Source organism: Streptomyces sp. NPDC048612, assembly GCF_043199295.1.
Classification (GTDB): Bacteria; Actinomycetota; Actinomycetes; order Streptomycetales; family Streptomycetaceae; genus Streptomyces.
Genome location: NZ_JBICVV010000002.1, coordinates 627584 through 651446, shown reverse-complemented (window position 1 = coordinate 651446; position 23863 = coordinate 627584). Strand labels below are relative to the sequence as shown.

General features: G+C 69.7%; 21 protein-coding genes and 2 tRNA genes. 4 read left to right on the top strand and 19 right to left on the bottom strand.

Annotated features, from left to right (window positions below; translation table 11 throughout):
- Positions 1 to 59 precede the first annotated feature (59 nt).
- From ACGFN2_RS06220 to ACGFN2_RS06195, 6 genes are all read right to left on the bottom strand, one after another.
- Positions 60 to 800 (bottom strand): class E sortase, encoded by a 741-nt coding sequence (locus tag ACGFN2_RS06220; RefSeq protein ID WP_362600456.1) that lies wholly within the window; start codon positions 798 to 800, stop codon positions 60 to 62.
- A gap of 25 nt (positions 801 to 825) precedes the next feature.
- Positions 826 to 2277, bottom strand: a complete 1452-nt coding sequence (locus ACGFN2_RS06215) for a class E sortase (RefSeq protein ID WP_393357887.1) — start codon at positions 2275 to 2277, stop codon at positions 826 to 828.
- Entirely contained in the window at positions 2274 to 2930 is a 657-nt protein-coding gene (locus ACGFN2_RS06210) for an aminodeoxychorismate/anthranilate synthase component II (RefSeq protein WP_362600450.1), read from the bottom strand. Before ACGFN2_RS06210 ends, ACGFN2_RS06215 begins: the two co-directional genes overlap by 4 nt.
- The gene (locus ACGFN2_RS06205; RefSeq protein WP_362600449.1) at positions 2927 to 3103 is read right to left on the bottom strand and encodes a hypothetical protein; all 177 of its coding nucleotides are present in this window, start codon (positions 3101 to 3103) and stop codon (positions 2927 to 2929) included. Before ACGFN2_RS06205 ends, ACGFN2_RS06210 begins: the two co-directional genes overlap by 4 nt.
- 81 nt (positions 3104 to 3184) lie before the next feature.
- Positions 3185 to 3907: a class E sortase gene (locus ACGFN2_RS06200; protein WP_362600446.1), complete on the bottom strand. Its 723-nt coding sequence runs from the start codon at positions 3905 to 3907 to the stop codon at positions 3185 to 3187.
- A gap of 37 nt (positions 3908 to 3944) precedes the next feature.
- Positions 3945 to 4715, bottom strand: a complete 771-nt coding sequence (locus ACGFN2_RS06195; RefSeq protein ID WP_362600443.1) for a DUF881 domain-containing protein — start codon at positions 4713 to 4715, stop codon at positions 3945 to 3947.
- A 181-nt stretch (positions 4716 to 4896) separates the two neighbouring features.
- Here ACGFN2_RS06195 and crgA point away from each other — a divergent pair, with 181 nt between their 5' ends.
- Positions 4897 to 5151, top strand: a complete 255-nt coding sequence (gene crgA / locus ACGFN2_RS06190; protein WP_362600440.1) for a cell division protein CrgA — start codon at positions 4897 to 4899, stop codon at positions 5149 to 5151.
- A 235-nt stretch (positions 5152 to 5386) separates the two neighbouring features.
- Here crgA and ACGFN2_RS06185 read toward each other — a convergent pair whose 3' ends face one another.
- Positions 5387 to 6304: a rhomboid family intramembrane serine protease gene (locus ACGFN2_RS06185; protein WP_393357884.1), complete on the bottom strand. Its 918-nt coding sequence runs from the start codon at positions 6302 to 6304 to the stop codon at positions 5387 to 5389.
- Between the two features lie 148 nt (positions 6305 to 6452).
- A complete protein-coding gene (locus tag ACGFN2_RS06180; protein WP_362600434.1) occupies positions 6453 to 6980 on the bottom strand; it encodes a peptidylprolyl isomerase in 528 nt (175 codons plus the stop codon).
- 319 nt (positions 6981 to 7299) lie between these two features.
- On the opposite strand from ACGFN2_RS06180, the gene ACGFN2_RS06175 reads away from it, so the two are divergent.
- Positions 7300 to 8010: a DUF5324 family protein gene (locus ACGFN2_RS06175; protein WP_362600431.1), complete on the top strand. Its 711-nt coding sequence runs from the start codon at positions 7300 to 7302 to the stop codon at positions 8008 to 8010.
- Between the two features lie 167 nt (positions 8011 to 8177).
- Here the strand turns inward: ACGFN2_RS06175 and ACGFN2_RS06170 are convergent.
- Positions 8178 to 8250 (bottom strand) — tRNA-Ala (locus ACGFN2_RS06170).
- A 126-nt stretch (positions 8251 to 8376) separates the two neighbouring features.
- On the opposite strand from ACGFN2_RS06170, the gene ACGFN2_RS06165 reads away from it, so the two are divergent.
- Positions 8377 to 8925 (top strand): DNA-binding protein, encoded by a 549-nt coding sequence (locus ACGFN2_RS06165; protein ID WP_362600428.1) that lies wholly within the window; start codon positions 8377 to 8379, stop codon positions 8923 to 8925.
- A gap of 41 nt (positions 8926 to 8966) precedes the next feature.
- Complete coding sequence (locus ACGFN2_RS06160; RefSeq protein WP_393357881.1) at positions 8967 to 10499, top strand: serine/threonine-protein kinase; 1533 nt, start codon at positions 8967 to 8969, stop codon at positions 10497 to 10499.
- Between the two features lie 54 nt (positions 10500 to 10553).
- Here ACGFN2_RS06160 and ACGFN2_RS06155 read toward each other — a convergent pair whose 3' ends face one another.
- The 10 genes from ACGFN2_RS06155 to dnaN form a co-directional block, all read right to left on the bottom strand.
- On the bottom strand, positions 10554 to 11957 hold the full coding sequence (locus tag ACGFN2_RS06155) for a hypothetical protein (RefSeq protein ID WP_393357879.1): 1404 nt from the start codon (positions 11955 to 11957) through the stop codon (positions 10554 to 10556).
- 837 nt (positions 11958 to 12794) lie between these two features.
- Positions 12795 to 12929, bottom strand: coding sequence for a DLW-39 family protein (locus tag ACGFN2_RS06150; protein ID WP_003958712.1), 135 nt, complete (start codon positions 12927 to 12929; stop codon positions 12795 to 12797).
- Positions 12930 to 13118: 189 nt separating this feature from the next.
- Positions 13119 to 13192, bottom strand: a tRNA-Ile gene (locus tag ACGFN2_RS06145).
- A gap of 87 nt (positions 13193 to 13279) precedes the next feature.
- Positions 13280 to 13960 carry a DUF3566 domain-containing protein gene (locus tag ACGFN2_RS06140; protein ID WP_393357877.1) on the bottom strand — a complete coding sequence of 227 codons (681 nt, stop codon included), beginning with the start codon at positions 13958 to 13960 and terminating at the stop codon, positions 13280 to 13282.
- 15 nt (positions 13961 to 13975) lie between these two features.
- Positions 13976 to 16594: a DNA gyrase subunit A gene (gyrA, locus tag ACGFN2_RS06135; protein ID WP_393357875.1), complete on the bottom strand. Its 2619-nt coding sequence runs from the start codon at positions 16592 to 16594 to the stop codon at positions 13976 to 13978.
- Positions 16595 to 16644: 50 nt separating this feature from the next.
- Positions 16645 to 18699: a DNA topoisomerase (ATP-hydrolyzing) subunit B gene (gene gyrB / locus ACGFN2_RS06130; RefSeq protein WP_362600866.1), complete on the bottom strand. Its 2055-nt coding sequence runs from the start codon at positions 18697 to 18699 to the stop codon at positions 16645 to 16647.
- Between the two features lie 319 nt (positions 18700 to 19018).
- Positions 19019 to 19552, bottom strand: coding sequence for a DciA family protein (locus ACGFN2_RS06125; RefSeq protein ID WP_362600414.1), 534 nt, complete (start codon positions 19550 to 19552; stop codon positions 19019 to 19021).
- The gene (gene recF, locus ACGFN2_RS06120) at positions 19549 to 20739 is read right to left on the bottom strand and encodes a DNA replication/repair protein RecF (RefSeq protein ID WP_393357872.1); all 1191 of its coding nucleotides are present in this window, start codon (positions 20737 to 20739) and stop codon (positions 19549 to 19551) included. Before recF ends, ACGFN2_RS06125 begins: the two co-directional genes overlap by 4 nt.
- Positions 20740 to 20820: 81 nt before the next feature.
- On the bottom strand, positions 20821 to 21699 hold the full coding sequence (gnd, locus tag ACGFN2_RS06115) for a phosphogluconate dehydrogenase (NAD(+)-dependent, decarboxylating) (protein ID WP_362600409.1): 879 nt from the start codon (positions 21697 to 21699) through the stop codon (positions 20821 to 20823).
- A gap of 205 nt (positions 21700 to 21904) precedes the next feature.
- Positions 21905 to 23035 (bottom strand): DNA polymerase III subunit beta, encoded by a 1131-nt coding sequence (gene dnaN / locus ACGFN2_RS06110; protein ID WP_030075713.1) that lies wholly within the window; start codon positions 23033 to 23035, stop codon positions 21905 to 21907.
- Between the last annotated feature and the right edge of the window lie 828 nt (positions 23036 to 23863).

The following is a 23863-nucleotide window of genomic DNA, read 5'->3' as shown; positions in this document are numbered from 1 at the left end:
CTTTCGGTTGCGTGCACGCGGCCGGGCCTTGCGGACCGGCGCCTGCCGTTCGGACCGCGTTAGCGGAGTTCCTTCGGCGGCGTGCGGTCCGCGTCGACCTTCTCGGTCCGCTCCAGCTCGCCCCAGACGACATAGCGGTAGGTCGAGGTGTAGACCGGGGTGCAGGTCGTGAGGGTGATGTAGCGGCCCGCCGTGCGCTTGCCGGATTCCTTGGGGATGTCGTCGAGGACGTCCACGTTGTACTTCGAGGTCTCGGGCAGGGTCGCGAAGACCTTGTAGACGTACCAGGTGTCCTTGGTCTCGAAGACGACCGGGTCGCCGTCCTTGAGCTTGTCGATGTTGTGGAACTTCGCGCCGTGGCCGTCGCGGTGCGCGGCGAGCGTGAAGTTGCCCTTCTTGTCCTTGGGCAGCCCCGACTTGACCGGCTTGGTGTAATAACCGGCCACGCCCTCGTTGAGGATCTTGGAGTCGGTGCCCTTCTCGACCAGCACCTCGCCATTGTTCATCGCCGGCACGTGCAGAAAGCCGATGCCGTCCTTGGTGTCCAGCTCCCCCGGCCCCTTCGGCCCACTGCGCGCCCAGTGCTTGCGCACCTGGTCACCGTGCTTGTGCGCTTCACGGTCGGCGAGGACGTTGGTCCACCACAGCGAGTAGGCGACGAACAGGCCCAGGATCAGCCCGACCGTGATCAGCAGCTCGCCGATGACGCTGACGGTGGAGGCGATGGCCCGGCGCACTCGGCGCGGTGCGAGCGGCGGCGCGGAACGGTCGCATGCCTCGTCGTTTCCGGTGGCAGTCACCGCGTAGCACCCCTCTTGTGTTTGCTCAGCCGGCGAGCGCGTCCGGTTTGCCCTTGCTCCGCGGCCGCTCGTCGACCATCTTGCCCCAGACGATCATCCGAAAGGTACTGGTGAACTCCGGGGTACAGGTCGTCAGGGTGAGGTAGCGGCCGGGCCGGGTGAACCCCGAGCCGGGCGGCACCGGACCGATCACGCTGGTGTTGCTCGGAGACGTCTGCGGGAGGATGCTCTCCATCTCGTACGTGTAGTACGAGCTCTTCGTCTCGACGATGATCTTGTCGCCCTTGGTGAGCCGGTTGACGTAGCGGAACGGCTCACCGTGGGTGTTGCGATGGGCCGCCACCGCGAAGTTGCCCTTCTTGTCCCAGGGCATCGCGGTCTTGATCCCGCTGTTCTTGTCGTAGTGACCGATCATGCCGTGGTCCAGCACCTTGTGCTTGTCGATCCCCTCGGCTATCGGGGCCTTCACGTCCAGCTTGGGGATATACATGATCCCGAAGCGCTCACCGTCCGCGAGGTTCTTCTTCTCGCCGCCGCCCTTGCCCCACTCGTGCTGGAGGTTGCTGGTGGCGCCGCCCGCCTCCTGTTCGGCCATGACGTTCGTCCACCACAGCTGATAGGTGACGAACAGCAGCATCAGCACGCCGAGGGTGATGAACACCTCGCCCAGCGCGCGGCTGGCGATCAGGCTGGGGCTGTCCTTGGCGGCGCGTGCGGCCTGCCGGGCCTCCAGCCGGGACATGGGGGCGGGCGCCGGTTCCGCGGCGGTGTCGGCAGCCGTTGCCGTAGCGGCGGCGTCACCATGGCGTCCGCGCCTGCCGCCCCGCTTGGCGGCCTCCTGGGCGGCCTTGCGCCGGGCCGCTCGCCCTCCGTGTGCCGGGGCCGTCGTCGTTTCACGTGAAACGGTCGCGCCTGTTTCACGTGAAACGGTGTCCCCGTCGGGGCTCTCGGCCTGGCGCAGCGCCATGGTCTCGTCGTCCTGCCAGGACGCGGGGGCGGCGGCCGCCGGAGCGGGGCTCCCGGCCTGATCCTGGCGCCCCCGCGGAGCGGGGGCCGGCGGCGCCGGGGCCTCGGTGGCGGCATCGCGCGGGGGTATCGGCTCGGAGGTGGCGGGGCGGGGGACGTGATCGGAGCCGTACGCCGGGCCGTAGGCGGCCGCCTGAGGGCCGTACGACGGCCGATCCTGCCGGGAGGGCGGCTCGGGCTCCAGGTGCGGCCGGAACCACGGTGAGCCCTGCGTCATGCCCTCCTGAGCGGGTTTGCCCCGTCGGCGGCCCCGGCCCGGCTGGCCGTACGGACCGGGCGGGGGCGCCTGCGGCGACCGGCCCGGCAGCGGATCGGTCAGCGGGTCGGCCAGCCGCTCCACCGCGGCCTCGAACGCGTCGGGCGGGCCGTACGGGTCCTGCGGAGAGGAGGACCGCGCCGGCTCGTTCGGCTCATAGGGTCTTTCGTCACGTTCGGGGCGCAGAGCGGTCACCCACCGGCCTTGCCGACCACGGGGGCCAGCCCCGTCGAGCGCTCCACCGCCCCCTTGTCACCGCATTCGACGAGCCAATTGGCCAGCATCCGGTGGCCCCACTCCGTCAGTACCGACTCGGGGTGGAACTGGACGCCCTCGACCGGGAGTTCGCGGTGCCGCAGGCCCATGACGATCCGTCCGCCGGGGACGTTCTCGGCCTCCGTCCAGGAGGTGACGAGCAGTTCGTCGGGGACGGTGTCCGGCTCGACCGCCAGGGAGTGGTAGCGGGTGGCGGTGAAGGGGGACGGCAGTCCGGAGAAGACGCCGACGTCCTCGTGGTGGACCGGCGAGGTCTTGCCGTGCAGCAGCTCGGGAGCGCGGTCCACCACGCCGCCGTACGCGACGGCCATCGACTGCATGCCCAGGCAGACGCCGAAGACCGGGACGCCGGTGTCGGCGCAGTGCCGGACCATGTCGACGCAGACACCGGCCTGCTCGGGCGTCCCGGGCCCGGGCGACAGCAGCACCCCGTCGAAGCCGTCCTGGGCATGGCGCGTCTCGACCTCGTCGTTGCGCAGCACCTCGCACTCGGCGCCGAGTTGGTAGAGGTACTGGACGAGGTTGAAGACGAAGCTGTCGTAGTTGTCGACGACGAGAATCCGTGCGGTCATCGGGTGGCTGCCATCCCTTCATCGACAGTGACGTCATTGAACGGGAGCAGCGGCTCCGCCCACGGAAAGACGTACTGGAAGAGCACGAAGACGACCGCCAGCACGAGCACCAGGGAAATCAGCGCTTTCACCCAGGTGTTGCCCGGCAGATGCCGCCAGATCCAGCCGTACATGCTGTCGCTGTCCCCTTGCCGATGCCGATGACGATGTCGATTGCGACACCAGAGTAAGGGGCGAGGGTGGGCCCGGGTGGGTCAGCCGGTCAAAGCCGATGGCCTTCCCTGTGCCACGGGTTGGGTGGCGTCCAGGTGTGCCCAGGCGATCAGCCGGTGGCTGTGGCCCCATTCCGGCTCGCAGGTGGTCAGGGTGAGATAGCGCCCGGGGCCGTTGAAACCGGACTTCCGCGGGACGGGGTCGATCACCCCGATGTCGCCGGGCAGCGTCGTGTAGGGCCGGTTGTCGATGCGGTAGGTGAACCAGGTCGTGCCGTCGCTCAGCACCACGGCGTCGCCGGGGCGCAACCGCGGGAAGTCCTTGAAGGGGTCGCCGTAGGTGCGGCGGTGGCCGGCGACGGAGAAGTTACCGGTCTCGCCGAGCCGGGCGGTGCGGGCGTAATGGCCGAGGCCGCGCTTGAGGACGTCGCTCGCGGTGCCTTCCAGGACGGGCTTGGTCCAGTCGGCGCCCAGGCGCGGGATGTACATGACGGCGAAGGGAGCGCCCGGGGTGTAGCGGCGGGGCCGTTCGGCCGGGGTGGAGTCGCCGTCGGGGGCCGGGGGGCGGTCGGGGGCGGTGACCGGGCCCGTGGACCACTGGTGCCGGAGGGTGCCGATCTCGTCGTCCATGGCGCTGTCGGCCCGTACCCCGGTCCAGAAGAGGACGTAGGCCACGAAGAGCACGATCAGTGCTCCGGCGGTGACACAGATTTCACTGAGCGTCCGTACGATCCACCGCACCGCCGTCCGGCCCCGCAGCGTCATCCGGCCCCGCCCCTCCCCGGTGCCCGCGGCGTGCGGGCTACGGCTTCACAGGCTGTGCGTAGTGGAGATCCACTGTGCCGGAGTAGCCGGGAAGAGTCACCGCCTCGTGCTGGTCGACTTTCCAGCCCAGGCCGTAGGCGTTCACGTACTGGAGATAGTTCTGGATGGCGGGGGACGCGGTCAGCGCGGTGGTGAGCGCCTCACGGTTGCCGACGGCGGTGACCTTGTACGGCGGGGAGTAGACCCGGCCCTGGAGGATCAGGGTGTTGCCGACGCAGCGCACCGCGCTGGTGGAGATCAGCCGCTGGTCCATGACCTTGATGCCCTTGGCGCCGCCCTTCCACAGGGCGTTCACCACGGCCTGCAGATCCTGCTGGTGGATGACCAGGTCGTTGGGCTGCGGCTCGGGCAGTCCGGGGATCTTGGCGGTGGCGTTCGGCGGGGCGTCGGTGAGCGTGACCGTGACGCCCTGGCCCTTCAGCGCCTTGGTGCCGGCGTTTTTCTCCAGTGACTTGAGCTTGGCCTCTTCGGCCCGGGAGCTGCCGTTGTCGCGCTGTGCGAGCGCGTCGACCTCTTCCCGCAGAGTGGCGTTACGGTCGTCTTGGGCGCCGTTTTTGTGGCTGCGTTCCTGAATGAGGTCGGACAGCCGGAGCATCGAGTCGTCCGAGCGCAGATTCGTACCCCGTGCGGTGTCGAAGCTCAGCCAGAACAGCAGCCCGGCGAGCGCGAAGACGACCAGGGTGAGGAGGCGCACAGGCCGCAGGCGGGAACGAGCGGGGCGGTCGGGGGAGTCAGCGGAATTGCTCAACGTACCCTTACTCCTTACGGCGCCACGGAAGCACTACGCTAACGGACGCCCGGGAAAGGAATCCGCTCCCCACCGCGTCCGCGCCCTGGCGCACACCTCGTACCTCCCCCGCGGATGGGGGCACTGCCCGCTCGAACGAAGCCACGAGCGGGGGAGCAGCGCATCGACAGGAGAGTTCCTCGTGCCGAAGTCACGGATCCGCAAGAAGGACGACTTCACGCCGCCGCCGGCGAAGACCACCAGCCTGAAGATGAGCTCAGGCCGGGGTTGGGTGGCGCCGCTGATGCTGGCGATGTTCCTGATCGGGCTCGTATGGATCGTGCTGTTCTACGTGTCCGAGGGCGATCTGCCGATCGGGGCCATGGGCAACTGGAACATCGTCTGCGGCTTCGGCTTCATCGCGGTGGGCTTCGGCGTATCCACCCAGTGGAAGTAGCGCAAGCCCTGCCCAAGGCCATCCACACGGTTATCCACAGCCGGGGAAAACTTCAGAAGATCTGTGGATAACCCTCCGGCTGTTGACGCCGGTGTGATCGACGGCACCCTCCTCCGGCCTCCGGCTCCCCCTGTCCTTACTGGGGAAACGCAGGCCGGAGCAGACCGGAACGAGAGTTCCGCACAGCTTGCACAAGATCGGCCACGCACTGTGGACAACGTGGCGGTACGGACTCTCAGCCCAGCAGCTGCAGGGTCCGTACCCACACCACCGCGACGATCGCGAGCAGCATCGCCGCACAGGTCGCGCCGTGCACCAGCGTCCGGTGGGCACGCGGCGCGTGCACCATCCCGAACGCCACCGCGGCGCCCACGACCAGGCCGCCGACATGGGCCTGCCAGGCGATGTTGGGCCACAGGAACGTGAAGGCCAGGTTGAGGCCGAGCAGGATCAGCACCGGCTTCATGTCGTACTTCATCCGCCGCAGCAGCACCGCCGTCGCACCGAGCAGCCCGAAGATCGCGCCGGACGCCCCCAGTGAGGGCTGGTTCTGTGCGGCGAGCAGATACGACAGGGCGCTGCCGCCCAGGCCGGCCAGCAGATAGAGCGCGATGAACCGCAGCCGGCCGAGCGCCGCCTCCAGCGGCGGGCCCAGCCACCACAGCGAGAGCATGTTGAACGCGAAGTGCGCGATGGCCTGGTGCAGGAACATCGCGGTCAGCAGGCGGTACCACTCGCCCTCGGCGACACCGACGAGCTGGTACCTACTCGGGTCGGCGGCGAGCCCGAGCAGGTCGAGGCGGTTGACCAGCGGGCTCAGCTCACCGCCGGTCGCCAGTACGGCGACGAAGACGGCGGCGTTGATGCCCAGCAGGATCTTGGTGATCAGCCGCGGATCGGCCGCGATGGTGCCACCCGCGATCGTGCGCGGTGCGGCGGCCTGCGGCGGATGTCCGGTGCCACCACCGCTGCGTACGCAGTCCGGGCACTGGAAGCCGACCGAGGCACTGACCATGCACTCGGGGCATATGGGCCGGTCACAACGGGTGCAGCGAATACCGGTGGTGCGATCCGGGTGGCGGTGGCAGCCCGGCAGGCCGTCGTCACCCCGCGCTTCCTGCGGCTCCTTCGGGCTGCCTGGCACCTGGTCCATCCGTCCCTCGTCCTCTTCGTCGTCCGGCGCGTCAGCACATAGCCTGCCCGCCCGGCTTGGCCCCGTGAACGAGCGTCGCGCCCCGCCTGATGTACGACCGGGCGGGGCGCAATGGTTCCCCGGACCTGGCCGGGGCATATGACGCGGGTCAGCGGGTCTCGATGGCCACCGACTCGATCACGACGTCCTGGAGCGGACGGTCGGTGCGCGGGTTGGTCTGAGTGGCGGCGATGGCGTCGACGACCTTCTTGCTCGCCTCGTTGCTGACCTCACCGAAGATGGTGTGCTTGCCGGTCAGCCAGGCGGTCGCCCCGACGGTGACGAAGAACTGCGAGCCGTTGGTGCCCGGGCCGGCGTTGGCCATGGCCAGCAGGTACGGCTTGTTGAAGGCCAGGTCGGGGTGGAACTCGTCCCCGAACTCGTAGCCGGGGCCGCCGGTGCCGTTGCCCAGCGGGTCGCCGCCCTGGATCATGAAGCCGCTGATCACACGGTGGAAGACGGTGCCGTCGTACAGCCGGTCCGTGGACTTCTTGCCGGTGGCCGGGTGGGTCCACTCCCGCTCACCGTTGGCGAGCTCGACGAAGTTCTTCACCGTCTTCGGTGCATGGTTCGGCAGGAGCCGAATCTCGATGTCGCCCTGGTTGGTCTTCAGGGTGGCGTAGAGCTGCTCAGCCACGATCTACCTTCCATAAGTCTTCACTGACGGTTCCTGATCCTCGCACGGACCGGCCCGCCGAAGACCTTGTCGCCACATGTGCGCGCCGTCCGGCCCGCACCTCTTCACGCTTTTCGTACCGATTTCCAGCGCCCGGGGCGGCAAATCGTGGCATTGTCGTCAACAGGACTCCGGAACGTCCGCAATGACCCGGATGCCCGCTCGCACATGCCGTACGGCGCATGAGCGGGCATGATCTTCAAACGGGTGGACAGGCGACAGAGAAGACACGGGGGACCACCCCCCAAGCCCCGGACACGCCACCGAGGAGGAGGATTCCGTGACCCGCAAGAAAAGCGTGCGCGCCGCGACCGATACGGCCAAGGACAGCGTGCGGCACGCCGCGGAGGTGGTGGCTCCGTATGCCGGTACGGCCAAGGAAGCCGCCGCGCACTTCGCTCACGAGGCCCGCACGCGCGCCGCTCCGAAGGTGGCCGAGGCCGCGCATCAGGCACGTGCGCAGTACGACGCGCATCTGCACCCGCGTATCGAGCACGCCCGTGGCACGCTGCCGCCCAAGGTGGACGCCGCGGCGACCCGGGCCGCCTGCCGCACCCGTAAGGCGGCCCGCCAGGCGGCCGACTACACGGCACCGCGGCTGGAGCACGCGGTGACCCACGCCCGCGCCGCGGCCGAGCCGGTCCGCGAGGAAGCCTTCGCCCGCGGCACCGCCGCGCTCGCCGCGCTGCGCGGCCAGGTGACGGCCGCCGAGATCGCCAAGCTCCAGAAGAAGCACAGCCGGCGGGCCAAGTGCGGCAAGCTCGCCAAGCGCCTCACCGTGCTGGGCATCCTGGCCGGCGGTGCGATCGCCGCCTGGAAGTGGTGGGACAAGCAGGCCAACCCGGACTGGCTGGTCGAGCCGCCGGCGCCCACCGAGGTCAGCGACCGCGGCCGGCTGAGCGCGGTCGACGGCAGCGAAGGCGCCACGCTGGACCCCGATGTCGAGGCCAAGCAGGCCGAGGCCGACGAGCGCCGCGGCGGCAAGGCCTAAAGCCGGTCCACCGGCTTCCCGGGCCGGGCCCGTCATCCCTACGGGGGCGTCGGGCCCGGCCCGGTCGCGTACGGCCCGACGGTGCCGAGCGGCGCCCGATATCCCGTCAGAAACCTGAAAAGCCCTCCTGACCAGCGATTTTCGCCGATCGGGAGGGCTTTGAGGAGTGGAGCCTAGGGGAGTCGAACCCCTGACATCTGCCATGCAAAGACAGCGCTCTACCAACTGAGCTAAGGCCCCTTCGCGCACCAGGGTACCCGGTGTCCGGACGCTTTCCCGACCGGGTATCGCCGCACACCGTCGCTCTCCGTAGGATGCTTCGCGAGATTCGCGGCAGCGAAGCGATGGGGAGACAGGGGAGAGGGTATGGACTCGGCACAGCAGGAAGCCACCGCGCGGGCCAGGGAGCTGCAGCGCAGTTGGTACGGGGAGCCTCTGGGTGCGTTGTTCCGCCGTCTCATCGACGATCTCGGGCTGAATCAGGCACGGCTGGCCGCGGTGCTCGGCCTTTCAGCCCCGATGCTGTCCCAGCTGATGAGCGGGCAGCGCGCAAAGATAGGCAACCCGGCCGTGGTGCAGCGAGTACAGGCGCTGCAGGACCTGGCCGGACAGGTCGCGGACGGCAGTGTGAGCGCCGCCGAGGCCACGGACCGTATGGAGGAGATCAAGAAGACGGCGGGTGGTTCGGTGCTGAACAACACGGCGCAGCAGACCTCGTCGACGGGGGCGACCACGGTGCGGCGCGTGGTGCGTGAGATCCAGTCGCTGCTGCGGTCGGTCGCCGACGCCGGGGACATCATCGATGCGGCGAACACTCTCGCCCCGGCTCACCCCGAACTGGCAGAGTTCCTCCGGGTCTACGGTGCCGGCCGCACCGCGGACGCGGTCGCCCATTACGAGGCGCACCAGGGTTAGCCGCAGGGGACGTCGCGGATTCAGAAGGCGGACGGGGCGCAATGGGTGAGGTCTTCGCCGGTCGGTATGAGTTGATCGACCCGATCGGACGGGGTGGGGTGGGCGCCGTCTGGCGCGCCTGGGACGCCCGGCGCCGCCGCTACGTTGCCGCCAAGGTGCTGCAGCAGAGCGACGCGCACACCCTGTTGCGCTTCGTCCGCGAACAGGCGCTGCGGATCGACCATCCGCATGTGCTGGCCCCGGCGAGCTGGGCCGCTGACGACGACAAGGTCCTGTTCACCATGGACCTGGTGAACGGCGGCTCGCTGGCACACCTGATCGGGGACTACGGCCCGCTACCGCCCCGGTACGTGTGCCTGCTCCTCGACCAGCTGCTGGCCGGGCTGGCCGCGGTGCACGCGGAGGGGGTGGTGCACCGCGACATCAAGCCGGCGAACATCCTGCTGGAGGCCACCGGCACCGGGCGGCCGCATCTGCGGCTGTCCGACTTCGGCATCGCGATGCGCAAGGGCGAGCCACGGCTCACCGAGGCCAACTACGTGGTGGGGACACCCGGTTACTTCGCTCCGGAGCAACTGCTGGGCGCCGAACCGGACTTCCCCGCTGACCTCTTCGCGGTCGGCCTGGTAGCGCTCTATCTGATCACCGGCACCAAGCCGGACGGCGAGGCGCTCAGCCGGCACTTCGCCGAACACGGCATTCCGAACGCGCCGGATGATGTCCCGGAGCCGCTGTGGCAGGTGCTGGCGCCCCTGGTCCACCCAGATCCGGACGCGCGGTTCAAGACGGCCACCGGGGCACGCAAGGCGATGCTGTCGGCCGTCGAGCTGCTGCCGGAGTCGACGATCGAGGACGAGGTCGTCGAGGTCTTCGACCACATAGGGCCACTGCCGGCCGGTTTCGGGCCGGACGGGCCGCTGCGTCCCAGGGACACGGCGGGCCCCGCGACGGCCGGCGCCGCCACGGGCAGCGGGACCACCGGTCAGGTCTCCATGTCGGACACCGGCAGCTTCCAGCTCGCCCCGCCGGAGCCGAGCAACCCGCAGACGCCGCCACCGGCGCCCACGCCCGCCCCGATGCCGGGCGGCGCGACCACGGGCCACGGCGGGACGCCCACCGGCCCGCACGGACTGCCCACCGGCCACAGCGACGCATCCACGGGTCACAGCGGCGCTTTCCCGGGTCACGGCGACGCCTTTACCGGCCACAGCGGGACCTTCACGGGCCACAGCGGCACGTTCACGGGCCACGGCAGCACGCCGACTGGGCACGTCGGTACGCCGACCGGCCACGGCACCCACCACGGCGCCCCGGCCGGTCCGCCCGCACCGCCCCCGGCGCCCTCGTACGAGCCGACCGCCGCCCCTGTGGCAGGGCCCGCGACCCGCCCCTACACGGCGGGCCCGCTCCCGGTTCCCGGGCAACCCCCGGCGGGCGCTCCGGCCACCGTCCCGGGCATGGCCCGCCCCGCGCCGTACCGGAAGCCGGGACCGCCCCCGAAGGTCGCGATCCCGGTACTGGTCGTGGCACTCCTGTGCATCGCGGTCGGAGTGTGGGCGCTGATCGCCGCCTGACGCCCCGCCACGGAACCGTGGGGCCGCCGGGGGGCGCCACCCCTCGGAGCCCCTCTACCAGCCCTGTGGCGGCCCGAACCGGGTGTTCTGCGGCCTCTGTTGGGTGGTGTCCGCCAACTGCCCCGGCAGCGAGGCCTGACCGCCCGCCCCGGCCTGCGCGCCCGCCGCACGTGCCGCCGTCCGCCGCGCCACCAGCGTCCACATGCCCAGTCCCACCAGCAGCACCACGCCCGTGCTGATCCCGGCGTAGGCGACCGTCAGCAGGGTGCCGCTCTTCCCCGCCTCCTGCGCGGTCTGGCCCTTCCGTGCCGCGTCCCGGTCCCCGGGCGTGACCGAGAAGTCGCTCGTCGGCGCGGCGTAGCCAGGTCCGGCCTTGGCGGTGCCGCGGACGTCCACCCGGAGGGTCAGTTCCGCGCCCTTGCGGAAGTACTGCGCGGCATCGGGGTGCAGGCTCACCTCGACGTAGTACCAGCCCGCGAACCGCATCGCGCTGACCGCGCCGGCCGAGCCGAAGCGGTTGCCGTAGTCGACGGGCGCGGTGAACTGCTTAGCGGCGGCTGGTTTTCCGGTGTACGAGACGAAGCGGGGCTCGCCGACCGCACCGCGCGCCGGGTTGTAGACGCCCAGACCGAGCACCCGGGCCAGGAAGGCGGAGGAGCGGGTCGAGGTCGCGTTCGGCAGCTCGGCGCTCAGGTTGAGCCGCTGTCCCCAGTCCACCGGTACGCGGTAGAAGCGGGTCTCGCCGGGCCTGATCCGGTCCGTCCAGACACCCGTGGCGACCGAGCCCGCGTCGTTGAAGCCGGTGCCGCCCTTGGCCCTGCGCTTGGTGGTGTCCGTACGCGGTGCCGGAGTCTCGGTACTCCAGGTGCCCTGTCCGGGCCTGGCGGGCGGATTGCCCTCCAGCGGGGGCTCGTTGAGGTAGTCGAGCTCCAGCGGCCAGGCATCGGAGCCGGAGGTCGCCTGCCCCTCGCGGGTGATCACGAGGTAGTACGGGCCGGCCTTCTGGCACTCCGTACGGTCGGCGCCGATGCGGCGGGACGCGTAGTCGGCGATCGGGTAGGCCATACCGCCGCCGTTGAAGGACGGCCGGGCCTCAGAGCCACAGGTCGCGCCGTCACTGTCCTGCACGGTGAGGGTCAGCTTGTCCCCGTAGTCCCTGACCTTGGTGCCGGGCTTGGGCGCCGCGACGGCCGAGAAGTACGCGCTGGTCGTGGCATCCAGGTTGACCGCGTACCACTTCTGCTCGCCGCGCCTGATGGAGTCGGTGTGGAGTCCCGGCTTGAGCGGCGGTGCGTCCGAGGCGCTCCGCCTGCCCTCGATCGCGGTGGCGCCCTGCGCCGTGCGGTAGCGGGGGACGTCGTCGGCGGAGGCCACCCCCACCGTCCCCGGCAGGACCGGCACCACGGCGAGCGCCGTCAGCACGGCTATGCCCCTGTACGTCGTGCGCCCCGTCACCACGAGCCACCCCTCATCGGATCGGAATTCCCGCCGTCGGCAGGCGACTTCCCGCGCGCCCGCCCATAGGCGACCGCGAGGCCGTCCGGCAGCGGTACGCCACACCGCCGACGGCGACCGCCGCCATACATCCTGTGGACCATCCTCCACCGCCACCCGGCGTCCCGTCCCCCGAGCCCCGGGAATCGCCCTGGGAGCCACCGTCCGCGCCCCGTGCTGACACTGCCGACCGCCGCACGGAACGGTGTCCAGACCTGGGTTCCGCCGGAGGACATCACGGCGCTGCAGCCCCTGCCCGTCGGCTCGTTGGCGAACTCCGCGTCGTCACACAGCTGCTGACCACGGAAGCCGGTGCCGCCGGTGACATCCCTGGGGACGCTGGTGGGCAGCTCGGCGCCCTTGCCGCCCGCGCCGCACTCCGGCTCCGACTGCGCGGGCGGGACGCCCTTCGGCGGCGGACGTTCCACGTGAAACGTCAGCTCCATCGACCACCGTGCGGTGTCCGCCCCGTGTCGACAACCAGCCAGTACCGCCCGGCCTGGTCACCGCCACCGGGTCACCGGTACCGCTCTGCGACAGGACGCGACTGAGGCCCGAGGTCGCCCCCGGCCTCACATCCTGCTGGTCACACCACAGAAGGGCGATTTGCACATGCAAGTCAATCGTGTGCTACAGCAAACCCTAGGGCCTCACCGTCACGGCTCCCCAACGACAATCAGCCACTCCCACAGCATCCCCGGCTCCGGTCTCATCGACCGCCTCACCCGCCCCCGGACGCACGAAACCCCGACCACCGGGAGGCAGTCGGGGTCCGTACGAACCTGCTGTGCGTGTGGGGTCTCAGACACCCGAACCTGCGGGCACGGAGTCGGTCGCCTCCGTCCACAGATCCTGCTCGGCGCGATCCGCCTGGATCTGGCGGTACACGAGGAGCCCGCCGATGGCGGCCAGTGCGACCAGGAGAAGCTTCTTCACCGCGCGACCTCGTCTTTCGTTGACGTAGGGGACCTATGTCGGCCGATGATACACACCGACCGATACCGATCGGTTACCTAGCCCGCGGTCGGCAACACCTCTTCCGAGGCACCTGTCGCGAGCCAACTTCCGTCTCCGTACAACGAATCGGCCCGGCCGGGGAGTTCCCCGACCGGGCCGATTGTGCAGTGCGGCTACCAGGACTTGAACCTGGGGCCTCTTCCTTATCAGGGAAGCGCTCTAACCGTCTGAGCTATAGCCGCGCGCTCGCTGCACCAGAAGATTAGCGCACTTCAGAGGCGTTCCCAAAATCGGTTCACGGAGCCTCCCGAGCGCCCTCCCCCGAGGGGTCACTCATCCTCGGCGAGGGTGAGCTCCACACCCCCGACGAACCCGGCCGACAGGTTGTAGATGAAGGCGCCGAGCGTGGCCAGCGCCGTCGCCAGCACCACGTCGATCACCGCGATGATCGAGGTGAACAGCAGCACCCGCGGCAGCGACAGGAACGCCTGGAGATCGAAGCCGCCACCGTCGCCGGAGCCGGTGGCCTCGCTGATCGTCCCGCCGACCGTGGAGAAGACGCCCATCGCGTTCATCACCATCCACAGCACCGCGACGGCCACGACCGTGCAGATGCCCAGCGCGATGGAGAGCAGGAAGCTGACCTTCATCACCGACCACGGATCGGCGCGGGCCACCCGCAGCCGGGCCTTGCGGGTCCGCGGGGCCGTACGGGCGTCCGTACGGGGCACGCGCACCGCCTGCCCGCCCTTCTGCCCGCCGCCGGCGGGATACGCCTCAGGCGGCTGATACGGCTTCTGGGCGCCGCTCCCGGCCTTCTCCTGCGGCTCCGGCTGCGGCTGTCGGGTGTCGGTCACGGGTCCCCCCTGCTGCGCGCCCTCGTCGTCCCCGGAGGCGGTGCCGGAAACGGCAGAGCCACGGGCGCTGTCCTCCGTCACGGTCGCGGGTCCGGACGAGGAGCCCTTCTCAGCTCCCGATCCACCCGCCGCAGCGCCCGTGGCTCCACTCACGATCTACTCCTCGTGTTACTCCGCGGGCTGCTCGCCCTCGGTCTCCGCGGCCGCGGTCTCCGCCGCCTCGGTCCCGTCGGGCTCGTCGCCCCCGTCGACCTCTTCGGCTTCGCGGCTGGCCTCGGCGTTCCATGCGATGCCGACGACGGCATCGCGCTTGCCCAGGTTGATCAGTTGGACGCCCATGGTGTCACGGCCCGTCTCGCGGACCTCGTTGACCCGCGTACGGATCACGCCACCCCCGAGCGTCACCGCGAGGATCTCATCCGTCTCCTCGACGACCAGCGCGCCGACCAGCGAACCCCGGTCCTCGACGATCTTGGCGGCCTTGATGCCCAGACCGCCGCGGCCCTGGACGCGGTACTCGTCGACCGCGGTGCGCTTCGCGTACCCGCCGTCCGTCGCGGTGAACACGAAGGTGTTGGCGCGGACCACGTTCATCGAGAGCAGTTCGTCGCCCTCACGGAAGCTCATGCCCTTCACACCGGACGTGGCCCGGCCCATCGGGCGCAGCGCCTCGTCCGTCGCCGTGAACCGGATCGACTGGGCCTTCTTGCTGATCAGCAGCAGGTCGTCGTGCTCCGACACCATCTCGGCGCCGATCAGCTCGTCGTCGGTGCCGTCCTCCTGCTCGCGCAGGTTGATCGCGATGACACCGCCGGAACGCGGCGAGTCGTAGTCCTTGAGCGGCGTCTTCTTCACCAGGCCGGCCTTGGTGGCGAGCACCAGATAGGGCATGGCCTCGTAGTCGCGGATCGCCAGGATCTGCGCGATCTGCTCGTCCGGCTGGAAGGCGAGGAGGTTGGCCACATGCTGACCCCGCGCGTCCCGGCCCGCGTCCGGGAGTTCGTACGCCTTGGCGCGGTAGACCCGGCCCTTGTTCGTGAAGAACAGCAGCCAGTGGTGGGTCGTGGAGACGAAGAAGTGGTCGACGATGTCGTCTTCCTTGAGCTTCGTGCCCCGTACGCCCTTGCCGCCGCGCTTCTGCGAGCGGTAGTCGTCGGTCTTCGTCCGCTTCACATAGCCGCCACGGGTGATCGTGACGACGATGTCCTCCTCGGCGATCAGGTCCTCGATGGACATGTCGCCCTCGAAGGGCACCAGCTTGGAGCGCCGGTCGTCGCCGAACTTGTCGACGATCGCGGCGAGTTCCTCGCTGATGATCTGGCGCTGCCGCTCCGGGGAGGCCAGGATCGCGTTGTACTCGTTGATCTTGCGCTGCAGCTCGTCGTGCTCGGCGGTGATCTTCTGGCGCTCCAGGGCGGCCAGCCGGCGCAGCTGCATCTCCAGGATCGCGTTCGCCTGGATCTCGTCGATCTCCAGCAGGCCCATCAGGCCCTCGCGCGCGACATCGACCGTCTCACTGCGCCGGATCAGCGCGATGACCTCGTCGATGGCGTCCAGTGCCTTGAGCAGACCGCGCAGGATGTGCGCCCGCTCCTCGGCCTTGCGCAGCCGGAACTTCGTCCGGCGGACGATGACCTCGATCTGGTGGGTGACCCAGTTGCGGATGAACGCGTCCAGGGACAGCGTGCGCGGCACCCCGTCCACCAGGGCGAGCATGTTCGCACCGAAGTTGGTCTGCAGATCGGTGTGCTTGTAGAGGTTGTTGAGGACGACCTTGGCGACCGCGTCCCGCTTGAGGACGATGACCAGGCGCTGGCCCGTACGCGAGGAGGTCTCGTCGCGTACGTCCGCGATGCCGCCGATCCTGCCGTCCTTGACCAGGTCGGCGATCTTCTGCGCGAGGTTGTCCGGGTTGACCTGGTAGGGCAGCTCGGTGACCACCAGGCACTGGCGGTTCTGGATCTCCTCGACCTCGACCACCGCGCGCATCGTGATGGAGCCGCGGCCGGTGCGGTAGGCCTCCTCGATGCCCTTGCGGCCCACCACCAGCGCACCGGTGGGGAAGTCCGGGCCCTTGATCCGCTCGATCAGCGCGTCCAGCAGCTCCTCGGCGGAGGCCTCCGGGTGCTCCAGCGCCCACTGGGCGCCGGCCGCGACCTCGCGCAGGTTGTGCGGCGGGATGTTGGTGGCCATACCGACCGCGATACCGGCCGAGCCGTTGATCAGCAGGTTGGGGAAGCGGGCCGGCAGGACCGTCGGCTCCTGGTTACGGCCGTCGTAGTTGTCCTGGAAGTCGACGGTCTCCTCGTCGATGTCCCGGAGCATCTCCATCGACAGCGGCGCCATCTTGCACTCGGTGTACCGCATGGCGGCCGCCGGGTCGTTGCCCGGGGAGCCGAAGTTGCCGTTGGAGTCGACCAGCGGCATCCGCATCGACCAGGGCTGGGCCAGGCGGACCAGGGCGTCGTAGATGGAGGAGTCGCCGTGCGGGTGGTACGTACCCATGACGTCGCCGACGACGCGGGCGCACTTGTAGAAGCCCTTCTCGGGGCGGTAACCGCCGTCGTACATCGCGTACAGGACGCGGCGGTGGACGGGCTTGAGGCCGTCCCGGACGTCCGGCAGCGCACGCGAGACGATGACGGACATCGCGTAGTCGAGGTAGGAGCGCTGCATCTCCGTCTCGAGCCCGACGGGCTCGACGCGCATCCCGACGCCTTCGATGGCGGCGGGCGCGCCCTCGGCGGTCACGCCGTCCGGGGTCACAGGGGAGTTCTCGTCGGCCATGGTGGTTCAAAGTCCTTTCGAGCTGCGGCTGTTGTACGGGCCGACAGGGCTCAGATGTCGAGGAAGCGGACGTCCTTGGCGTTGCGCTGGATGAACGAGCGACGTGCCTCGACGTCCTCACCCATCAGCACGGAGAACAGGTCGTCCGCGCGGGCCGCGTCGTCCAGGGAGACCTGGCCGAGGACACGGTGGTCGGTGTCCATGGTCGTGACCCGCAGCTCCTCGGCGTTCATCTCACCGAGACCCTTGAACCGCTGGACCGAGTCGTCCTTGATCCGCTTGCCGTTCTGCTTGCCGAGCTCGATCAGCGCGTCCCGCTCCGCGTCGGAGTAGGCGTACTCGAAGTCGTCCCGGCCCCACTTGATCTTGTACAGCGGCGGGCGGGAGAGGTAGACGTGCCCGGCCTCGACCAGCGGCCGCATGAAGCGGAAGAGGAAGGTGAGCAGCAGGGTGTTGATGTGCTGACCGTCGACGTCGGCGTCCGCCATCAGGATGATCTTGTGATAGCGGAGCTTCTCGATGTCGAAGTCCTCGTGCACACCCGTGCCGAACGCCGAGATCAGCGCCTGGACCTCGTTGTTCTGCAGGATCTTGTCGACCCTGGCCTTCTCGACGTTGAGGATCTTGCCTCGGATCGGCAGGATCGCCTGGTACTCGGGATTACGGCCGGACTTGGCCGAGCCGCCGGCGGAGTCACCCTCGACGATGAAGATCTCGCACTTGGCCGGGTCGTTGGACTGGCAGTCGCTCAGCTTGCCGGGCAGCGACGCGGTCTCCAGCAGCCCCTTACGGCGGGTCAGATCGCGTGCCTTACGGGCCGCCACGCGCGCGGTGGCCGCCTGGATGCCCTTGCGGATGATGTCCGCGGCCTCGTTGGGGTTGCGGTCCAGCCAGTCGTTGAGGTGCTCGTGGACCACCTTCTGGACGAAGGTCTTGACCTCGGTGTTGCCCAGCTTGGTCTTGGTCTGGCCCTCGAACTGCGGCTCGGCGAGCTTGACCGAGATGATCGCCGTCAGACCCTCGCGGATGTCCTCACCCGTGAGGTTGTCGTCCTTCTCCCGCAGCAGCTTCTTGTCCCGCGCGTAGCGGTTGATCAGGCCGGTCAGCGCGGCGCGGAAGCCCTCCTCGTGGGTACCGCCCTCATGGGTGTGGATGATGTTGGCGAAGCTGTAGACACCCTCGCTGTACTGGGTGTTCCACTGCATCGCGAGGTCGACGGAGAGGTTCCGCTCCTTGTCGTCGGCCTCCACCGAGACCACCGTCGGGTGCACCAGCTCGCCCTTGCGGGAGTTGAGGTACTTCACGAAGTCGACGATGCCGCCCTCGTAGTGGTACCGCACCGAGAGCGGCGTGCCGTCCTCGTCCACGTGGTCCGGGCGCTCGTCCTTGAGCGAGATGCTCAGGCCCTTGTTGAGGAACGCCATCTCCTGGAAGCGGCGCGAGAGCGTCTCGAAGCTGTACGTGGTGGTCTCGAAGATCTCGCCGTCGGCCCAGAAGGTGACCGAGGTACCGGACTCCTCGGTGGCCTCGTGCTTGGCCAGCGGGGCGGTCGGCACGCCCTGCTTGTACTCCTGGGTCCAGCGGAAGCCGTCCGTGCGGATCTCCACCGCGACCCGCTGCGACAGAGCGTTCACGACGGACACGCCCACGCCGTGCAGACCACCGGAGACCGCGTACCCGCCGCCGCCGAACTTGCCGCCCGCGTGCAGCACGGTCAGCACGACCTCGACGGCAGGCTTGTTCTCGGACGGCACGATGCCGACGGGGATACCGCGGCCGTTGTCGACGACGCGCACGCCGCCGTCGGCCAGGATCGTCACGTCGATGGTGTCGGCGTGGCCGGCCAGCGCCTCGTCGACGGAGTTGTCGACGACCTCCTGCACCAGGTGGTGCAGACCGCGCTCACCGGTGGAACCGATGTACATGCCGGGACGCTTGCGGACCGCGTCCAGGCCTTCGAGGACGGTGATCGCGCTGGCGTCGTACGACTTCTCCACCGCGGAGTCGCCCGTCGGGCCGACAGGAACCTCCTCTTCAGTAGAAGCCGTGTTGTTCTCGTTGAGGTCGCCGGAGTCGGCCACGAAGCGCCCTTTCTGGCACAGCACAAGCCCTTCCGCGCCTGTGCGGGTGACCCCAGGAAGACAGGCGGGAGCGGCTGCGTCGTTCGACATGTTCCGCGAGTGGGCGGGATTGCTACCAGTGTACCGGTGGCGCTGACACTCATGGGGGTTTGCAGGTACCTGAGTCGTCATGTGCCGCCCTGAACTGGCGTCCGGCGACTCCCCATATCCGAGAAGGGGCCTCAGGACGCTCACACGGGCACTCAGCGCTTCGGACTGTCAACCGGTGGCTACCGTGAGCGGAGTCTCATCCGCCTCACCCGTATACAGGGGTCTTCGGCAGGCCGCCCAAGGGGTCCGGGGCTCATCCGTAGGTGTCGCCGGGGCCCTTGCTGCCCGGTGCGCGCAGCGCTCCGTAGCGCCGGGCGGGGCCGCCGGGACCCAGCACCTTGAGCATCTTCACGGTGCCGTGCCCCAGGTCCTCGTTGAGGCGGGCCACCAGCGTCGGGGCCAGCAGCCGCAGCTGCGTCGCCCAGGCCGTCGAGTCGCACTGCACCGTCAGCACCCGGGCGTCCTCGTCGTACTTCTGCGGCTCGCAGTGCTGGGCCACCTCGGGACCGACCAGCTGGGGCCAGCGCCCCATCACGCCGCCGACCGCCGCCGGGGTCTCCCAGCCGCGCTCGGTGATCAGCCGGTTGATCGCCGCGCCGAGCGGCAGCGGGTCGCGGCCGTCCGCGCGCGCCCCCGAGCGCAGCCCACCGCGCCGGGCCTGCTTCTTCTGCTGCGCGGCCGCGCCCCGCGCCCGCGCCTGCTCCTTGGCGGCCACCAGCGCCTGGCGGGCCAGGTCCACCCCGGAGAGCTCCGGCGGCCGCGGCGGGTCGGGCTGCTCCTCGCTCACGGGGTCACCTTCTCCACGGCGCCGCCGGACACCGCGTAGCGCGTCCCGGTCAGCACGCCGGGCACATCGTCGTCCACCGCGGCCGTCACCAGCACCTGCTCACCCGGGGCCACCAGCTCCGCCAGCCGCTCACGGCGCCGCGTGTCCAGCTCGGCGAAGACGTCGTCGAGCACCAGCACCGGCTCGCCCGCCCGTCGCCCGCCGCCGCCCCCGTTGGAGGGCCCTTCGGGCCCGCCCATGGGACTCTCGGCCCGCAGCAGGTCGTACGAGGCCAGCCGCAGCGCCAGCGCGTACGACCAGGACTCGCCGTGGCTGGCGTACCCCTTCGCCGGGAGCTCCCCCAGCTTGAGCACCAGGTCGTCGCGGTGCGGACCGACCAGCGTCACCCCGCGCTCGATCTCTCCCTTGCGGGCCTCGCCGAGCGCCGCCAGCAGCACGCCGTACAGCTCCTCGCGCGTGGTGGCGTCGGCGAGCGCCTCGCCCGCCGAACCGCGGTACTCCAGCGCCAGCGGCCCGCCGCCGGGCGCCAGCTGTTCATAGGCCTTGTCCGCGAGCGGCCGCAGCGTGGCGATCAGATCGAGCCGCTGCGCCAGCAGCTCGGCGCCCGCGCGGGCCAGATGCTGGTCCCACACGTCGAGGGTGGACAGATCCATCTGCCGGCCGCCGTGCCGCCGCGCCAACGCGGCGGTCTTCAGCAGGGTGTTGCGCTGCTTGAGGACCCGGTCGTAGTCCGAGCGCACCCCGGCCATCCGCGGCGAGCGGGCGGTGATCAGCTCGTCCAGGAACCGCCGGCGCTCCCCCGGATCGCCCTTGACCAGCGCCAGGTCCTCCGGCGCGAACAGCACCGTCCGGATGATCCCCAGTACGTCTCGCGGCCTGACCTGCGAGGACCTGTTGATCCTGGCGCGGTTGGCCTTGCCCGGGTTGAGTTCCAGCTCGATCAGCTGCTGCCGTTCGCCCTGGACGACCGCGGCCCGGACGACCGCCCGCTCGGCGCCCATGCGGACCAGCGGGGCGTCCGAGGAGACCCGGTGACTGCCGAGCGTGGCGAGATAGCCGACCGCCTCGACCAGGTTGGTCTTCCCCTGGCCGTTGGGGCCCACGAACGCCGTGACGCCCGGATCGAGTGGCACCTCGACCCGGGCGTACGAGCGGAAGTCGGCGAGGGACAGATGCGAAAGGTGCATGGCTGGGTGCCGACCTCCCCCGGCTGCTGCGTGCTGTTGCTGACTCTTGCTTCCGGTCGCCGCGGTTCTCGCGGCGGCCGCTTACTTCTTGCTCTCGACCGCGTGGCCACCGAACTGGTTGCGCAGCGCGGCGATCATCTTCATCTGCGGGGAGTCGTCCTGCCGGGACGCGAAGCGCGCGAAGAGCGAGGCCGTGATCGCGGGCAGCGGCACGGCGTTGTCGATCGCGGCCTCGACCGTCCAGCGGCCCTCACCGGAGTCGGCGGCGAAACCGCGCAGCTTCGCCAGGTGCTCGTCGTCGTCGAGCGCGTTGACGGCCAGGTCGAGCAGCCAGGAACGGATGACCGTGCCCTCCTGCCACGAACGGAAGACCTCGCGGACGTCGGTGACGGAGTCGACCTTCTCCAGGAGCTCCCAGCCCTCGGCGAAGGCCTGCATCATCGCGTACTCGATGCCGTTGTGGACCATCTTCGCGAAGTGGCCGGCGCCGACCTTGCCGGCGTGCACCGAGCCGAACTCGCCCTCGGGCTTGAGCGCGTCGAAGACCGGCTGCACCTTGGCGACATCGTCCTTGTCGCCGCCGTACATCAGCGCGTAGCCGTTCTCCAGGCCCCAGACGCCGCCGGAGACACCGCAGTCGACGAAGCCGATGCCCTTGGCCTTCAGCTCCTCGGCGTGCTTCTCGTCGTCGGTCCAGCGGGAGTTGCCGCCGTCCACGACGATGTCGCCCGGCGAGAGCAGCTCGGCCAGCTCGTCGATCGTGGACTGGGTGGCGGCACCGGCCGGCACCATGACCCAGACCACCCGCGGACCCTTGAGCTTCTCCACAAGCCCCTGGAGGCTGTTGACATCCGCCAGGTCCGGGTTGCGGTCGTATCCGATGACGGTGTGGCCGGCACGGCGAATGCGCTCGCGCATGTTGCCGCCCATCTTGCCGAGACCGACGAGACCGAGCTCCATCAGAGACCCTCTTTGCACGTAGTGATTGCTGGTGTACCCGAGACCGAGCCTACGCCCGCAGGTCCGTGCACACCTGTGGGCTCAGCCGCTCATCAGGGGCCGGTCAGCCGGCCGCCACAAGGCCCGTGGCCAGGGACGTTGTCCGGTGGCGGCCGGCCGGACGGACCGGCGACCGCCACCCGCGTGGCCCGCGCTCTCCCGGCCGTCAGCCCGACAGCCGCACCGGCATGATCAGGTACTTGTACGCGTCGTCCGCCTCGGCGTCCTTGGCCGGCCGGCCGCTCAGCAGCGCGGGCTTCGTCGAGGTTGTGAAGGACAGCTGCGCCACGGGGGAGTCGATGGCCGACAGGCCCTCCAGCAGGAAGCCGGGGTTGAAGGCGATCGAGATGTCGTCGCCGTCCAGGTCGGCGTCGACCCTCTCCACAGCCTGTGCATCGTCGCTGGAACCGGCCTCCAGGATCAGCACACCCTGCTCGAAGCTCAGCCGGACCGGGGTGTTCCGCTCGGCCACCAGCGCCACGCGCTTGACGGCCTCGACGAACGGGGCGGTCTCGATCACGGCGACCGAATTGAACTCGGTCGGGAAGAGCGTGCGGTACTTCGGCAGGTCGCCTTCGAGCAGACGGGTCGTCGTCCGGCGGCCGGCGCCCTCGAAACCGATCAGCCCCTCGCCCTGGCCGGAGCCGGAGAGCGCCAGCGTGACGGTGTCACCGCTGCTCAGGGACTTGGCGGTGTCCAGCAGGGTCTTGGCGGGGACCAGCGCGACCGCGGAGGCGTCCGGGCTCTCCGGCTTCCACAGGAACTCACGCACCGCGAAGCGGTAACGGTCGGTGGAGGCCAGGGTGACGGTGTCGCCCTCGATCTCGATCCGGACGCCGGTGAGCACCGGAAGGGTGTCGTCACGGCCGGCGGCGATGGCGACCTGGGCGGCGGCCGCGGCGAAGACCTCACCGGGAACGGTGCCGGTGGCGGTGGGCATGGTCGGCAGAGCCGGGTACTCCTCCACAGGCAGTGTGTGGAGGGTGAACCGCGAGGAGCCGCAGACGACGGTGACCCGCACACCGTCGGTGGAGATCTCCACCGGGCGGTTGGGGAGCGCACGGCAGATGTCGGCGAGCAGCCGGCCGGAGACGAGGACCGTGCCCTCCTCTTCCACCTCCGCGTCCACCGAGACCCGCGCGGAGACCTCGTAGTCGAAGCCGGAGAGGCTCAGCGTGCCGTCCTCCGTCTTCAGCAGCAGGCCCGCGAGGACGGGCACCGGCGGACGGGCCGGGAGGCTCTTGGCCGCCCAGGCCACTGCCTCCGCGAGTACATCGCGCTCCACCCGGATCTTCACCGGAAACCGCCTCCTGCTGTTGCTGGCTTTTCGCCCTGCTGGCCTTCGTCGTCGGCTGGGTTGCCGGAGACCAGTCTGACGCACGCCACCGACAGTCGGTGCGGCTCGGGGTCAAGTCGGCTCGACCGCGGTCGGACGCTCGGCGGCCAACTTGTGCACAGGCCCCGTTTCCGAACGAGTTCCCCGGTAGATATCCGTGGTCGTAGTAGTAGGGGCTGTGGAAACCGTGGACAACTGCTTTTGTGCAGGTCAACGCGGACTTTTTGTCCACCGCCCCTGTGGGTGGCGGCCGTGGATAAGCGGGCGGTTCTGTGGACCGCCGGAAGTTCTGCACACCCGATGCACAGGGGACAGGTACTTCTCCCCAGTGCCGTCCCCAGCTTTACCCACGTTCCCCACAGCCCAACCGGGCACCTTGGTGTGACGGCTTTCACTCGGCCCGGTGAGGGCGGGTGTCGTGTTGCCGAACAGTGGACAGCGATGTGGAGAAGCCGGTGATCGCTGGGGACAACAGCGGCTTTCCTGTGGGCGGGCGGTGGACAAGAGGCTGGCCGCCCTGTGGACGAATCCTCTGTCCACACCCTGTGGAGGACGGTTGGCCACAATTCCACATGCGGCTGACCTCCTCCGATGACCCGTCAGCACACCTGCCTGTGGATCGCACAGGGATAACTTTCCCCTCCCCAGGATGTGGACGGAAGATTCTTGCCCAATCTGTGGAGAGAGGCCGTGACCCGCCCCGGAATCGAACACAGGCGGCGCGCTCCACAGGTTTGGGACGACGGAAGGGCGGATCGAGACGGGGGACCGGGCGGCTCGTAGCGGGTT